Here is a 14,373-nt window from a genome sequence, read left to right as displayed (position 1 = left end):
TGGGAAATTTACGGGTGGCGCGCCCGGGCCGTTATCCGTCCGAACCTCCAAACGGAAATTGACCGACGCCGCGCTGTCATGCGCCCCGGCCTTTGGCCTCGTTGTTGAGGCAGATCAAGGCTGCTGGCGCCGGGCAAGGCGGGAGAGGCCGATGGGCGAAGCGGTACGTTCTTAGATATCGTGGAGGCGAGCGGTCACGCCACCAGCGCGGCGTCCTCGTCGCCGTCGATGCCGCGCTGTGCGGCCAGCAGGCTGACGATCTCCGCATTCGGCCGGGCCTTGCTGAACAGGAAGCCCTGGCCCTCATGGCAGCCTTCGGCGCGGAGGCAGCTGAGCTCGGCTTCGGTCTCGACGCCTTCGGCGGTGATGGTGACGCCAAGGCCCTTGCCGAGGCTGACGATGGAGCGGATGATCGCCTGGGCCTCGCGGTTGGCCGCGAGATCGCGCACGAAGGACTGATCGATCTTGATCTTGTCGAACGGGAAGCTGCGTAGGTAGCTGAGGCTGGAATAGCCGGTGCCGAAATCGTCCATGGAGATGCGCACGCCGAGCGCGCGCAGCGCATGCAACGTCGCCAGCACCTGCGCGCTCTTCTCCAGCAGCAGCGTCTCGGTGATCTCGAGCTCGAGCCGGCGCGGCGGCAGGCCGGAATGTTTCAGCGCGTCAGTGACCATCGAGAGCAGATTGCCACTGCGGAACTGGAGCGGCGACAGGTTGACGGCGACGCGGACGTCGTCGGGCCAGGCCGCGGCGTCGAGGCAGGCCCGGCGCAGCATCAGCCCGCCGAGCGGATTGATCAGGCCGGTGTCTTCGGCGACCGGAATGAACTCGGCCGGCGACACCATGCCGCGCTCGGCATGCGGCCAGCGCACCAGCGCCTCGAAGCCGGTGATGCGGCCGCTCTGGAGATCGATCAGCGGCTGGTAGTACGGCCGCAGCACGTCATTCTGGATCGCATCGCGCAGCTCGACCTCGATCTTGCGGCGGCTCTGCGCCTTCGCATCGAGCGCGGCCTCGAAGAAGGCGAAGCTGCCGCGCGCATCCAGCTTGGCGCGCGACAGCGCCATGTCGGCGCTCTTGAGCAGCTTTTCGGAATCCTCGCCGTCGCCGGGCGCCATCGCAATGCCGATCGAGGCGCCGATCACCACGGAATGACCGTCGAGCAGATAGGGATCGGCAATGGCCGCAAGGAGGCGTTTTGCGAGACCCACCGCATCTTCCGGCCGAGCCAATCCGCTCTGCAGAACCGCGAACTCATCGGAATTGAGCCGGGCCAGCCCATCCTCGTCGCGCAAGGTGGAACGCAGCCGCTTGGCGACGCCGCGCAGCAGCTTGTCGCCGACCGCGTGCCCCAGCGTGTCGTTGACCGCCTTGAAATTGTCGAGCCCTAGTATCAGCAGCGCGACCTTCTCGGAGCCGCGGCGCGTGTGCAGCAGCATCTCGTCCATCTGCTGCCGCAGCAGGCTGCGATTGGGCAGACCGGTCAGCCCGTCATGCTGGGCCATGAAGGCGAGCCGCGCCTCCGCGCGCTTGCGCTCGGTGATGTCCATCAGCGCGAGCAGCACCGCAGGCCGCTCGGCATAGGTCAGTTCGCGGGAATAGATCGCAAGATCGATCAGCCCACCGTCGGCCTTGACGTGCTTCCAGGTGCGGCCGGCCTGATCCTCGCCGGTCCCATCGACGGTCCAGGGCGGCACGCTTTCGAATGCCTGCAAGGACCGGATCTTCAATCGCTCGAACTCGGCGCGGCTGTAGCCATAATGCGCGACCGCGGCATCGTTGACGCCGAGGATGCGCTCGTCGTCCAGCGCGCAGACGATCATGGGCACGGGATTGCTGTCGAACAGCAGGCGAAACGAGGCCTCGCGCTGCTTGAGCTCGGTGATATCGACGCGCAGGCCGACGACGCCGCCGTCATCGGTCAAGCGCTCGTCGATCAGGATGACGCGGCCGTCCGACAGCTTCTGCTCGTGGCGCGCGCCGGGCTTGTAGAGCTTTTGCAGGCGCTCGGCGATCCAGGCTTCTTCATTGCCGATGGCCTCGGGATAGTCGCCGCGGGCGACGCCGATACGCAGCGTGTCCTCGAGCCGCGCGCCTTCCTCGAACAGATCGGCGGTCTTGCTGTAGATCTCGGCGTATTTCTTGTTCCAGAGGACGTAGCGGCCTTCGGCGTCGAGAAACACGATGCCCTGCGGCAGGATGTCGATGGCCTGGCGCAGGCGCTCATGCGACTTGCGCGCCTCCGCGATCGCGGCTTCCGCCTCGGCACGGCTGCGCAGGATTTCGTCGTGTTCGGAAAGGGCACGGTGCGCGCACGCGAAGCGCGGCTTGCGCGCCTTTTGGCCGGCGCGGGCAAGCGTGCTTTGCTTTCGCTTTCTTGTTTTTAGAGACCCCAAACTCAACTTCACTCGTCCCAGTCGCGTCCAGCGGTCGCAAGTTTTGAGGCAAGTGTCTGAAAAAAATGTAATCTTAGCCAGCCGCGGTCCGCGCGCGGGGCGCATATTGCCTGTTTGCGCGGCGTGGCGGGCGGCGGCAGGCGCCATCAGACTGAGTGCGGCGCCCGCAATCAATGAGCGATCTGGCGCAAAACTGCGCGCGCGCCTGAATCGGTTCCGAAATTGCGCGCGATTGCATGCGAACCGCAGAATTTTCTGCGCGCCGCGCACGAATTTTGGTCAATGCAGGATACGGTTATTACACCCTTAAGAAACGGCGGGTCGAGACGCGATTCGGGGCGCGCTGCGATGAGCCGGCGGCGGGCTCGTCGCCTCGTTCTTAACCCTGGTGCAGCATTGGGTTATAAGAGCGTCAGCATGAGTCGCCGCGGCATCACCCTCCTCCTGCTCTCGTTCGTCTGCCTGGGCGCCGGTGGCGCGCTGGCCCAGGACCGTGGCAGCATCAACCCGAAGCCGCTGCCGCCGCTCGCCAATCCCAACGACCCCGATCTCGCCGCCAAGGAATTGTTCGCGCGCAAGCTGCTGCCATCGAAGGGGCCGGCCCACGTCATCGGCTCCTACACCAGGGGCTGCATCGGCGGCGCCGCGCAGATGCCGGTCAACGGCGACAATTGGCAGGTGATGCGGCTGTCGCGCAATCGCAGCTACGGTCATCCCGACATGATCGCGCTGATCAGGCGGCTTGCCGCGAAGGCGCACAAGGACGCAGGCTGGCCCGGCATCCTGGTCGGCGACATCGCCCAGCCGCGCGGCGGGCCGGCGCTGTCAGGCCATGCCAGCCACCAGATCGGTCTCGACGCCGACATCTGGCTGACGCCGATGCCGGACCGCCGGCTCTCGCGCGAGGAGCGCGAGGAAATGTCGGCGGTGATGATGGTGCGCCAGGACCGGCTCGACATCGACCCCAAGGTGTTCACGCCAGGCCACGTCCTGGTGCTGCGCGCCGCGGCGCGAGAGCCCGCCGTGCAGCGCATCTTCGTCAACGCCGCGATCAAGAAGGCGCTGTGCCGCGAGGCCAAGGGCGACCGCGCCTGGCTGTCGAAGATCCGCCCCTGGTGGGGCCACGACTACCACTTCCACATCCGCATGCACTGCCCGGCCGGGGCCGGCGAATGCGAGGGCCAGCCGTCACAGGCCGAGGACGAAGGCTGCAAGCCCGCCGATCTCGCCTATTGGTTCTCCGATGCGGTGCTGCACCCCAAGCCGCCGCCCGAGCCGCCCAAGCCGAAGCCGCCGATGACGCTCGCGCAGATGCCGGCAACCTGCAAGGCGGTGCTGCATGCAGGGGATGCGAAGCCGTAAGGGCTCGCCCGCGGACGTCGTCCCGGGGGCGCGCAGCGAGCCCGGGACCCATAACCACAGGGAGTGATACTTGCGCGAAGCAGGTCACTCCGAGTCTTCGCCCAACGCAATCCTGTGGTTATGGATCCCGGGCTCGCGCTACGCGCCCCCCGGGACGACGAACTCGCCGGCCCGATAGAAGCTGGCCGACAAACGGCCGGCTTTGACCTGCGGCCACGGCCTGCTATGTTTGCACTGCGATATCCCCGCCGGCCGTAAGCCGTCGCTAGGGGACCGTGGAACAGCGCGTCCGCCCGTCGCATCTGACCAGCCAACGCCAGATTTCGCGCGTGCAACCTTGCGCGCGCGAGCCCGCACGGAGCGCATCCATGTTTCGTCTATCAGGACTTTTCACCGCCTTCATTCTCGCCAGCACGGCCGTCGCGCCCGCCGCGGCCGAGGACAAGACCATCACCGTGTTCGCCGCCGCCTCGATGAAGAACGCGCTGGACGAGATCGACGCCGCCTACACCGCCAGGACCGGGGTCAAGTTCAGCGTCAGCTACGCCGCTAGCTCGGTGCTGGCCAAGCAGATCGAGCAGGGCGCGCCGGCCGACGTGTTCGTCTCGGCCGACACCGACTGGATGGACTACGCGATCGCCAAGAAGACCATCAACGAGCCTTCCAGAGTGAATCTGCTCGGCAACAGCATCGCGCTGATCGCGCCGAAGGATTCCAAGATCGACAGTGTGACGATCGCGCCAGGTTTCGATCTCGCCAAGCTCGCCGGCGACGGCAGGATCGCGACCGGTGACGTCAAGTCGGTCCCTGCAGGCAAATATGCCAAGGCGGCGCTGGAAAAGCTCGGGGCCTGGCAGGCCGCGGAGCCGAAATTCGCCATGGCCGAGAGCGTGCGCGCCGCGCTGACGCTGGTCGCGCGCGGCGAGGCCGTGCTCGGCATCGTCTATTCCACCGACGCCAAGGTCGAGCCGGGCGTGAAGATCGTCGGGACCTTCCCGCCGGATTCGCATCCTGCGATCATCTATCCGGTCGCGGCGACCAGCACCGCCAAGCCGGAGGCGAACGGCTATCTCGCCTTCCTGCGCTCGGCGGCGGCCAAGGCCATCTTGGAAAAATACGGCTTCAAGTTCCTGATCAGCCCCACAACCTGATTGTTGCGACCTGATTCCTGCAAACCTGATTTTGCAACCTGTTTCTGCGACCTGATATGACGACTTGATGTTCGACATCTCTCCCGCCGAATGGACGGCGATCCTGCTTTCGCTCAGGGTCGCCGTCATTGCCACGCTGGTCGCGACGCCGTTCGGCATTGCGCTGGCGTGGCTGCTCGCGCGGCGTGATTTCTGGGGCAAGTCGGTGCTCGACGCACTCGTGCACCTGCCCCTGGTGCTACCACCCGTCGTCACCGGCTATCTGCTGCTACTCACCTTCGGCCGGCGCGGTCTCGTCGGCAGCTTTCTCGCCGACCATCTCGGCATCGTCTTCGCGTTCCGCTGGACCGGTGCCGCGCTCGCCTGCGGCGTGATGGCGTTTCCGCTGCTGGTGCGGCCGATGCGGCTGTCGATCGAGGCGATCGACCGCCGGCTCGAGCAGGCTGCGGAGACGCTCGGCGCAGCGCCGTGGAAAGTGTTCTTCACGGTGACGCTGCCGCTGGCGCTGCCGGGCGTGCTCGCCGGCATGGTGCTGGGCTTTGCCAAGGCGATCGGCGAGTTCGGCGCCACCATCACCTTCGTCTCCAACATTCCAGGAGAGACCCAGACGATTTCGTCCGCGATCTATTCGCTGATCCAGACGCCGGACGGCGATGCCGCTGCGGGAAGGCTCGTGATCGTCTCGATCGTGCTCGCGATCGGTGCGCTGATCGCGGCCGAATGGTTCGCCCGCCGCGCCACGCAGCGGCTGCACGGGAATTGACCATGCTGCGCGTCGACGTCGAAAAACAGCTGGGTGAATTCTCGCTGTCCGCTTCCTTCAGCAGCGAGGGGCGCGTCATCGGGCTGTTCGGCGCCTCGGGCGCCGGCAAGAGCTCGCTGGTCAACATGATCGCCGGCCTGCTGCGGCCCGATCGCGGCACCATCGCGATCGACGGCGAGATCGTCGACGACACCGCGGCCGGCATTCACGTGCCCACTTACCGCCGCCGCATCGGCTACGTGTTCCAAGATGCGCGGCTGTTTCCGCATCTGAGCGTGGCGCAGAACCTCGACTACGGACGGCGAATGAACGGGCTTGCGCCCGATCCGGCGCAGCACAAGCGCATCATCGACCTGCTCGACATCGGCGCGCTCAGGGATCGCCGTCCCGGGAAGCTGTCCGGCGGCGAGCGCCAGCGCGTCGCGCTCGGCCGCGCGCTGCTGTCGAAGCCGCGCCTCCTGCTGCTCGACGAGCCGCTCGGCGCGCTCGACGAGGGCCGCAAGCTCGAGATCCTGCCCTACCTGGTGCGACTGCGCGACGAGGCCAATGTGCCGATGGTCTATGTCAGCCACGACGTCGCCGAGCTGCGCCAGCTCGCGACGCAGATCGTGATGCTGAAGCAGGGACGGGTGACGTCGTTCGGCGGGGTGAAGGTGCTGACGTGATCGGGCCAACCCCCCTACCAGCCGCGGTCGACGTTTCGCACTTCGCCGGTCCGGGCATCCACATCGACCTCGATCCAGCGGCCGGCGCGGTCGCGGCCCTCAATCTGCCATTCGTCGCCGAGGAAGTTCGTGTGCGACACCGTCGCAACGCCAAGATCGGTCGCGACGTCAAGCGCAACCTGCATCGAGATCTGATCGCCGGTGTCGTAGGCCATAGCCGGCGCCGCTGCGCCCAGCACGAGGACAGTCGCGATCGGAAGGGCGAACTTTCGCATTGGCGTACTCCTGTCAGTCCAAACTTCTATACAGCTTAGAACGAGAGGCAATGCGGAGCGTTCCGGATCCGGATGTCACGAAGCCGCGCAAAACTTCGGCGGTTGCGGCGATTTGGTGGCAGTTCCTCTTCGCAAGTCAAACTCCGGCGACCGAAGTCCAGACATCGGCGAGCTTCTTTCTCACCGCCTGCGCGCGGGTCAGCGGCGGCGGCGTTTCGTCTTCTTCCGGCAGACGCAGGCCGACGACGTTGACGCGGCCGCCGGAGATTGATCGTGCGACCAGCACGATCTCGTCCAGCGGCAGCTCGGCGCCCTCTTTCGGCGCGTGGTCGAGATGGACGTCGAAATAATCTGCCAGGGTCAGCTTGCCGTCGTCCTCGCCGACCTTCACACCGTAGATCGCGGCGAGCTCGGCGAGCGTGTGCTCGCCGGAGACCATGAAGTCGCCGAGCAGATGCGGATCGGGCGCGGTGCTCGGCTGCATGTCGACGAAGAAACGGTCCAGCGCTTCGGCCTTTTCCGGCGGCGCCAGCAGATAGATGTAGTCGCCCGGTGCGATTGGATCGGCCTCCGTCGGCATCAGGATGTGCTCGTTGCGGATCACCAGTGTCGGCTTGGACCAGGACGGGATCAGGCCGCGGCGGAAATACAGGCTCTTGGGCCGCACCGGATAGCCGACCAGCTGCTGCTCGAGCTGGCCGGGCAGATCGAGCTCGACGCGGCGGGGGCCGCGGTCGGCACGGGGCAGCGCCACGTGCAGCTTGCGCGCGGCCGGCGCCAGGGTCCAGCCTTGCAGCAGAAGCGAGATGATGACGACGACAAAGGCCACGTCGAAATAGAGATAGGCCTTGGGCAACCCGACCAGCATCGGGATCGAGGCCAGGAAGATCGCGACCGCACCGCGGAGGCCCGTCCAGGCGATGAAAATCTTCTCACGCCAGTTGAAGCGGAACGGCGACAGGCACACGAACACCGCGAGCGGGCGCGCCACCAGCATCAAGACGAGCGCGACGGCGACCGCTGGCAGCACGCTGGAACCCAACCGACTCGGCGAGACCAGAAGGCCGAGCAGCACGAACATCACGATCTGCGCCAGCCAGGTCGCGGCGTCGAGGAACGTCACCACCGAATTATGCGCGCGGGTCGGCCGGTTGCCGATGATGATGCCGGCGAGATAGACCGCGAGGAAGCCGGAGGCGTGCATGATCTGCGAGCCGCCGAAGATCACGAGCGCGGCCGTGGTCACGAAGGGCGCATGCAGGCCCTGCGGCAGGGCGACCTTGTTGAGCGCGATGACGACGAGGCGGCCGCCGAGCACGCCGACGACGGCACCCAGCACCGCCTCCTGGATGAACTCCATCAGCACATGGCCGGGCGAGCTCGATCCCAGCGATATGTATTCCACCAGCATCAAGGTGAGGAAGATCGCGAAGGGATCGTTGGTGCCGGATTCGGCCTCCAGCGTCGCGCCGACGCGCGGGCGCAGACGCAGGCCCTGGGTGTGCACCAGCAGGAATACGGCGGCAGCGTCGGTCGAGGCCACCACCGCCCCGACCAGCAGCGACTCCGACCAGTTGAGGTCGAGCGCATATTTGGCGAACGGCGCCGTGACCAGCGCGGTCAGCAGCACGCCGACTGTCGCGAGCACCACGGACGGCGCAAGCACGGTGCGGATGCTGGCAAAGCGCGTGCGCAGGCCGCCGTCGAACAGGATCAGGGCGAGCGCGACGGAGCCGACCAGATAGGTGGTGCGGACGTCGTCGAACTGAAGCTGACCTGGGCCGGAATCGCCGGCGAGCATGCCGATGATGAGGAAGACGAGCAGCAAGGGCGCGCCGAAGCGCAGCGCCAGCAAGCTGGAGAGGATGCCGGCCATGACGAGGACGGCGCCGAGCAATATGGCGAGACTGACGGAATCGAGAGAGGCCATCCACCTTCCGGGTAAAAAATCGCTGGAATTTCATCCTTATCGTTGGTGGACTCGCGCGCCAACCCATTTTCGCGCTTCGCGGCAATCTGCCCGTGTTTTACGGCCTTAACGCGCTTCACTTCACGGTGTATCGATGGCCCGGCCGCGTCCTTTGTGGGATTGTCCGGCGCCCTCGAATCAATTCCTCCCCGCTTGCCGACGAGACCCGATGGACATGGACCTCAAAGACTTCATGGAGCTCGTGCAGACCACCGCACGCAGCGTCGGGGCAGAATTCTCCTCACCCTGGTTCTACCTGCAATTCGGCCTCATCCTGGCCGCCGCCGGCATCGCCTATGCCGCGGAGGCCGCTATTCGCAGCCGTGTCGACCTGACCTCGCTGGCGATGCGCTGGCCGCTGCCGCTCCGGCATTTCGTCCGGGTCATGGTCGCCAGCGCCTCGACGGCGGTGTTCACGCTGCTCGTGATCGTCTCGCGCGTGGTGATGTATCACGCGACCTGGCCGAGCCGCTCCTATCTGCTGATGGTCGCAGCCAAGCTGGGTTTCGCCTGGCTGGTGATCCGGCTCGTGACCTCGGTGCTGCGCAACGCCTTCATCGTCAAGCTGGTGTCGATCACGGCATGGTTCATCGCCGCGCTCTCCATCGTCGGCCAGCTCGATGCGACGGTCGACCTATTGGATTCCTTCGCGATCGTGCTCGGCGGCCTCAGGCTGACCCCCCTCCTGGCGCTGAAGGCCGGCGCGCTGCTGCTGATCGCGCTCTGGCTCACCAACATCGCCAGCAATTTCGCCGAGAGCCGGATCAATTCGACCACCGACCTGACGCCGTCGGTGCAGGTGCTGCTGGTCAAGATCATCCGCATCGGGCTGCTCACGGTCGCCATCGTGATCGCGCTCGGCGCGGTCGGAATCGACCTGTCGGCGCTCGCGGTGTTCTCGGGCGCGGTCGGCGTCGGCATCGGTATCGGCCTGCAGAAGATCGTCGCCAATTTCATCTCGGGCATCATCCTGCTCGCCGACAAGTCGGTGAAGCCCGGCGATCTCGTCACCATCGGCGACAATACCGGCCGCATCAGCGCGATGAAGACGCGCTATATTTCCGTCGCTGCCGGAGACGGGCGCGAATTCCTGGTCCCGAACGAGGATCTGGTGACGCAGAAGGTCGTCAACTGGACCTATACCGACAAGAACACGCTGGTGAAGATCGCCTTCGGCACCAATTACGACGCCGACCCCAAGCTGGTTTGTACGCTCGCCGCCGAGACCGCCGCCGCTCATCCGCGCGCGCAGAAGGGCAAGCCGCCGACCTGTCTCCTGACCGAGTTCGCGGAAGCCGGGATGAAGTTCTCGCTGACCTTCTGGATCGCCGACCCCGACGGCATGGACAAGGTCAAGAGCGACGTGATGCTGGAGCTATGGGACGCCTTCAAGCGCGAGGGCATCCGGGTTCCCTATCCCGTCCGCGAAATCCGTATCCGCGGCGGCGCCCTGCCGGTGGAAACCGCCGTGGAAGTCCCGAATTAAGACGCTTTCGTAAGCCAAGGCTGGTAGGGCTCTTGTTTTGACGCGTTTTCTTCACGCGAACCGGTAGCCACTTCGCTCGAAAACGCTTGGCTCGGCTTGCATGAAGGCCGCCAATCATTAAATTGGGGCGTGAAATCAAGCCTTTCCGCCGATATCGAGATCAGCCCGAGAAGACCTGACACGCATGAGCTACGTCGACGCCACCGAGACCTCCCTGCGCAAGACCGGACAGATCAAGCTGCACGGGCCTGCCGCCTTTGCCGGCATGCGCAAGGCGGGCGCGCTGGTGGCCAGGTGCCTGGACGAGCTCACCGACATCGTCGGGCCGGGCGTGCCGACCTCCAGAATCGACGAATTCGTCCGCGACTTCGCCTTCAGCCATGGTGCCTATCCGGCGACGCTGATGTATCGCGGCTACCGCTACTCGACCTGCACCTCGCTCAACCATGTTGTCTGCCACGGCATGCCCGGCGACCGTCCGCTGAAGGAGGGTGACATCGTCAACATCGACGTCACCTTCATCGTCGACGGCTGGTATGGCGATTCCAGCCGGATGTATGCGATCGGCCCAATCGCCCGCAAGGCGGAGCGGCTGATCGAGGTGACCTATGAAGCCATGATGCGCGGCATCGCCGCGGTGAAGCCCGGCGCCACCACCGGCGACATCGGCCATGCCATCCAGAGCTTCGTCGAGCCGCAGGGCATGAGCGTGGTGCGCGATTTCTGCGGCCATGGTTTGGGGCGCATGTTCCACGACGAGCCGAACATCATCCATATCGGCCGGCCCGGCGAGGGCGTGCAGCTCAAGCCCGGCATGTTCTTCACCATCGAGCCGATGATCAATCTCGGCAAGCCGCACGTGAAGATCCTGTCCGACGGCTGGACCGCGGTGACCCGCGACCGCTCGCTGTCGGCGCAGTTCGAGCACTCGGTCGGCGTGACGGCGACCGGCGTCGAGATCTTCACGCTATCGGCGCGGCACGGCGAGAAGCAGATCGGGTGAGCCCGGTGCGTCAGCTATTGCTAGCGGCGGCCCCCTTTGGCGGGTGGCGATTCTGCCTTTGCGCACCGACGCGTCGAGGACGCGCTTACTGACCTAGGCCCGAGTCCGGGTCTCGGTTGATCGTCCCAGATCTTGCCTTCGCCAGAAGGCCCCCCAGAACAGCGCTGAGACGCACGCGACGGGCAACAGGCGGCCTACGTCGAGGTGAAAGCACGTGCATGATAGGAAAAGCATGACCACAATCACGTCGGTTTCGCTGACTGCGCAGGGAGTCGCACCTTTCCATGATCCGCCTCCAGTGTTCTAATGCAGGCGTCTTGACTGGGCATGGAGATATGGTCATGGCGGGTTCTGTCGAGCGGTGGCGGACGACATGAAGATCTACCTGCCGGACAACGAGCAGGCGCGGCAGCAAGCCCTCGAAACCTATCGCATTCTCGATACGCCGCCGGAGATCGCCTATGATGAACTGGCGGACCTGGCGGCGCAGATCTGCGGCTGCAGCGCCGGGCTGCTGACCTTCCTCGACGACAAGCGACAATGGCTCAAGGCCAAGTGCGGCCTGCCGCCTGACCTTACGCACGTGCCCAAGGAGATCTCGATCTGCCAGGCGACGATCTGCCATGACGATCTCATGTATGTGCCTGACCTCACGAAGGATCCGAGGTTCAGCGATTCGCCGTTGGTCGCCGGCGAGTTCGGGCTGCGCTTCTATTGCGGCATGCCGCTGATCAGCGAGGAGGGATACGCGCTCGGAACGCTGTGCGTCATCGATTTCGAGCCGCGCGAGCTCAGCTTCGAGCAGCAAGAAGCAGTGCGGCGGATCTCGCGTCAGGCCGTGGCTCAGCTCGAGCTCAGACGTAGACTCCGCGAGCGCGACGAGATGCTGGCCGAGCTCGACAAGGCGCGCGCAATGGCGGAGGCGGAGCGGAGCAAATCAGATGCGCTCCTGCTCAACATCCTCCCCCCTGCGATCGCCGAGGAGCTCAAGGCCAACGCGAAGGTACGGCCGCGCTTCTACCAGTCGGTCAGCATCCTCTTCGTCGATTTCGCCGACTTCACCCGGCACGTCGAGGCGATCGAGCCGGCGCAGGTCGTGCACCAGCTCGACGAGTACTACAGCACGTTCGACGAGATCATTGCGCGCCATCGGCTCGAAAAGATAAAGACCATCGGCGATGCCTATCTCTGTGCCGGCGGCCTGCCCGAGATCAACCGGACGCACGCTGTCGATGCCGCGCTGGCGGCGCTCGAGATTCAGGACCTGCTCGCCAAGGCGAACCGTCAGCGCGAACGGCTGAGGCTGCCGCTCTGGATGGCGCGAATCGGCATCAACACCGGCCCGGTCATCGCTGGCGTCGTCGGAACGCGCAAGTTCAGCTACGATATCTGGGGCAACGCGGTGAACGTCGCCGCGCGTCTGCAGGCGGCCGCCGATCCCGGACGGATCAACATTGCCGAGGCGACCTGGAACCTGGTCAAAGCGCGCTTCACCTGCGAACCGCGCGGCAGCATCGAGGTGAAGGGCAAGGGGCCCACCCCGATGTACTTCCTCGATCGTATCAGGCCGGACCTGGCTGCCGATCCCGCAGGCGTCGTGCCCAACGATAGCTTCTGGCGTCACCAGGGCCCATGATCGCCAGCTGAGACGAAGGGCGGGAAAAACGGTCGGCTGATCATCATCCGCTTCATGCCGGAAGCGCACCTATGCAAGGCGCGCGCAATTGACGGTTGCAAAAACCACCATCCCCGGCAATGCTGGCGGCCGATGCCCGCCAAGCCGGACCACGACAAGAGCAGACCTGACGACACGCCGCACTATCACGGCCATCGCGAGCGGCTGCGCGAGCGCTTCTATAGCGCGGGCGCGGATGCGCTCAGCGATTACGAGCTGCTCGAGATGGCGCTGTTTGCCGCGCTGCCGCGGCGCGACACCAAGCCGCTGGCGAAGACGCTGATCAAGACCTTCGGCTCGTTCGCCGAGGTCGTGCATGCGCCAGTGGCGCGCTTGCGGGAGGTCGAGGGGGTCGGCGAGTCCGCGATCAACCAGCTCAAGCTGATCGCCGCGGCCGCGCATCGCGTTGCCAAGGGCGAGGTCAACAGCCGCAACGCGCTGTCATCCTGGAACGAGGTGATCGCCTATTGCCGCACAAGCATGGCGTTTGCCGACAAGGAGCAATTCCGCCTGCTCTTCCTCGACAAGCGCAACCAGCTGATCTCCGACGAGGTGCAGCAGACCGGCACGGTCGACCACACCCCGGTCTACCCGCGCGAGGTGATCAAGCGCGCGCTCGAGCTGTCCGCGACCGCGCTGATCCTGGTGCACAACCACCCCAGCGGCGATCCCTCGCCCTCGCAGGCCGACATCCAGATGACCAGGGCGATCATCGACATCGCAAAACCGCTCGGGATTGCCGTGCACGACCACATCATCGTCGGCAAGAACGGGCATGCGAGCTTGAGGGGGTTGCGGTTGATCTAGACGATCAGAACGCCTGGTTCTTGGCGGCTTTCAAATGGTCTTCCGCGGCCGTGATGCCGGCGAATGCCTTCAGCGTCAGGGCGGTCGGTTGCGGCTTCCATTCGGCAACCATTTTCTCGGCCTTCTCGAGCTCAGGCTTGGACAACAGGGAAGCCATCTCGTTCACGTTCTTGGCCGGCGCCACCTTCGAGAGCTTGAAATAGGCATACGACAGGGACAGGTCCCTCGGCGTGCCCTTTCCTGCGGAATATGCGCGGGACAGGCTGAAGAGGGCGCTGGGGAGACCCTGGTCGCCCGCCATCTTCCACCATTTCAGCGCTTCTTCCGAATTCCCTTGTCGGTCATACATGAGAGCGACGTCGTGCTGGGCACGCGCGTAGCCGGCCTTGGCGGACACAAGCTTGTACTTCAATGCCTGATCCGGATTTGTTGCGACGACGCCCACGCCTTGCCCGTCATAATAACAGCCGAGCTTGTAGGCTCCGAGCGGATCGTTGGCCGCAGCCGATTTTTGAAACCACTCGAATGCCTGGCTGCGGTCCTGCTGTGTGCCGATGCCGTTATTGTGCATCATGCCGACATGATATTGCGCCTCCGCATCTCCGCGATTGGCCAACGCGACCATCGCATTGAAGGTGCGGCTGTCATTCGCGCTGGCGGGCGTCGCGACAAGCAGAAGGCACGAAAAGGCCAGGGCAACGAATTTCATGTCAAAGCCCGATCGAGTTTGAACGATTCCTGTCTTGGTCTCTCCAGATGCGAGAAAAGTTCGAGCCGGCAATATTCCGGGGTCAAGGCGATTTTTGGCCCATCCGAGTTCG

General features: G+C 65.1%; 12 protein-coding genes. 8 read left to right on the top strand and 4 right to left on the bottom strand.

Annotated elements, in window-relative coordinates:
* Positions 1-194: 194 nt before the first annotated feature.
* Complete coding sequence (locus tag I6F09_RS30815; RefSeq protein ID WP_225189760.1) at positions 195-2,396, bottom strand: EAL domain-containing protein; 2,202 nt, start codon at positions 2,394-2,396, stop codon at positions 195-197.
* Positions 2,397-2,813: 417 nt separating this feature from the next.
* On the opposite strand from I6F09_RS30815, the gene mepA reads away from it, so the two are divergent.
* The 4 genes from mepA (at position 2,814) to modC (ending at position 6,337) form a co-directional block, all read left to right on the top strand.
* Complete coding sequence (mepA, locus tag I6F09_RS30810; RefSeq protein ID WP_225134037.1) at positions 2,814-3,758, top strand: penicillin-insensitive murein endopeptidase; 945 nt, start codon at positions 2,814-2,816, stop codon at positions 3,756-3,758.
* A gap of 368 nt (positions 3,759-4,126) precedes the next feature.
* Positions 4,127-4,909, top strand: coding sequence for a molybdate ABC transporter substrate-binding protein (modA, locus tag I6F09_RS30805; protein ID WP_225189759.1), 783 nt, complete (start codon positions 4,127-4,129; stop codon positions 4,907-4,909).
* A gap of 67 nt (positions 4,910-4,976) precedes the next feature.
* Positions 4,977-5,672 carry a molybdate ABC transporter permease subunit gene (gene modB / locus I6F09_RS30800; RefSeq protein ID WP_225189758.1) on the top strand — a complete coding sequence of 232 codons (696 nt, stop codon included), beginning with the start codon at positions 4,977-4,979 and terminating at the stop codon, positions 5,670-5,672.
* Between the two features lie 2 nt (positions 5,673-5,674).
* Positions 5,675-6,337, top strand: a complete 663-nt coding sequence (gene modC / locus I6F09_RS30795; protein ID WP_036014214.1) for a molybdenum ABC transporter ATP-binding protein — start codon at positions 5,675-5,677, stop codon at positions 6,335-6,337.
* Positions 6,338-6,351: 14 nt separating this feature from the next.
* On the opposite strand, the gene I6F09_RS30790 is transcribed toward modC, so the two are convergent.
* Entirely contained in the window at positions 6,352-6,612 is a 261-nt protein-coding gene (locus tag I6F09_RS30790) for a PepSY domain-containing protein (RefSeq protein WP_036014215.1), read from the bottom strand.
* Between the two features lie 136 nt (positions 6,613-6,748).
* Complete coding sequence (locus I6F09_RS30785; RefSeq protein ID WP_225189757.1) at positions 6,749-8,542, bottom strand: potassium/proton antiporter; 1,794 nt, start codon at positions 8,540-8,542, stop codon at positions 6,749-6,751.
* 208 nt (positions 8,543-8,750) lie between these two features.
* On the opposite strand from I6F09_RS30785, the gene I6F09_RS30780 reads away from it, so the two are divergent.
* The 4 genes from I6F09_RS30780 to radC all read left to right on the top strand — a co-directional run bounded on the left by I6F09_RS30780 (position 8,751) and on the right by radC (position 13,552).
* Positions 8,751-10,067 (top strand): mechanosensitive ion channel domain-containing protein, encoded by a 1,317-nt coding sequence (locus I6F09_RS30780; RefSeq protein ID WP_036014217.1) that lies wholly within the window; start codon positions 8,751-8,753, stop codon positions 10,065-10,067.
* A gap of 184 nt (positions 10,068-10,251) precedes the next feature.
* Positions 10,252-11,070 (top strand): type I methionyl aminopeptidase, encoded by an 819-nt coding sequence (gene map / locus I6F09_RS30775; protein ID WP_036014218.1) that lies wholly within the window; start codon positions 10,252-10,254, stop codon positions 11,068-11,070.
* 373 nt (positions 11,071-11,443) lie between these two features.
* Positions 11,444-12,706, top strand: coding sequence for an adenylate/guanylate cyclase domain-containing protein (locus I6F09_RS30770; RefSeq protein WP_051057161.1), 1,263 nt, complete (start codon positions 11,444-11,446; stop codon positions 12,704-12,706).
* A gap of 132 nt (positions 12,707-12,838) precedes the next feature.
* A complete protein-coding gene (gene radC / locus I6F09_RS30765) occupies positions 12,839-13,552 on the top strand; it encodes a DNA repair protein RadC (RefSeq protein WP_225186114.1) in 714 nt (237 codons plus the stop codon).
* A 4-nt stretch (positions 13,553-13,556) separates the two neighbouring features.
* On the opposite strand, the gene I6F09_RS30760 is transcribed toward radC, so the two are convergent.
* Positions 13,557-14,333 carry a tetratricopeptide repeat protein gene (locus tag I6F09_RS30760; RefSeq protein WP_225189756.1) on the bottom strand — a complete coding sequence of 259 codons (777 nt, stop codon included), beginning with the start codon at positions 14,331-14,333 and terminating at the stop codon, positions 13,557-13,559.
* Between the last annotated feature and the right edge of the window lie 40 nt (positions 14,334-14,373).

The organism is Bradyrhizobium sp. IC3195, from assembly GCF_020193585.1.
In the GTDB taxonomy this organism is placed as follows: domain Bacteria; phylum Pseudomonadota; class Alphaproteobacteria; order Rhizobiales; family Xanthobacteraceae; genus Bradyrhizobium; species Bradyrhizobium yuanmingense.
The sequence above is the reverse complement of the archived record's forward strand: the minus strand, read 5'-3'. Positions and strand labels throughout refer to the sequence as shown.

Bases quoted from the DNA above. Each gene is read 5' to 3' on its own strand.
- mepA (WP_225134037.1), top strand. From the start codon at position 2,814: ATGAGTCGCCGCGGCATCACCCTCCTCCTGCTCTCGTTCGTCTGCCTG.
- modA (WP_225189759.1), top strand. From the start codon at position 4,127: ATGTTTCGTCTATCAGGACTTTTCACCGCCTTCATTCTCGCCAGCACG.
- modB (WP_225189758.1), top strand. From the start codon at position 4,977: ATGTTCGACATCTCTCCCGCCGAATGGACGGCGATCCTGCTTTCGCTC.
- modC (WP_036014214.1), top strand. From the start codon at position 5,675: ATGCTGCGCGTCGACGTCGAAAAACAGCTGGGTGAATTCTCGCTGTCC.
- I6F09_RS30790 (WP_036014215.1), bottom strand. From the start codon at position 6,612: ATGCGAAAGTTCGCCCTTCCGATCGCGACTGTCCTCGTGCTGGGCGCA.
- I6F09_RS30785 (WP_225189757.1), bottom strand. From the start codon at position 8,542: ATGGCCTCTCTCGATTCCGTCAGTCTCGCCATATTGCTCGGCGCCGTC.
- I6F09_RS30780 (WP_036014217.1), top strand. From the start codon at position 8,751: ATGGACATGGACCTCAAAGACTTCATGGAGCTCGTGCAGACCACCGCA.
- map (WP_036014218.1), top strand. From the start codon at position 10,252: ATGAGCTACGTCGACGCCACCGAGACCTCCCTGCGCAAGACCGGACAG.
- I6F09_RS30770 (WP_051057161.1), top strand. From the start codon at position 11,444: ATGAAGATCTACCTGCCGGACAACGAGCAGGCGCGGCAGCAAGCCCTC.
- radC (WP_225186114.1), top strand. From the start codon at position 12,839: ATGCCCGCCAAGCCGGACCACGACAAGAGCAGACCTGACGACACGCCG.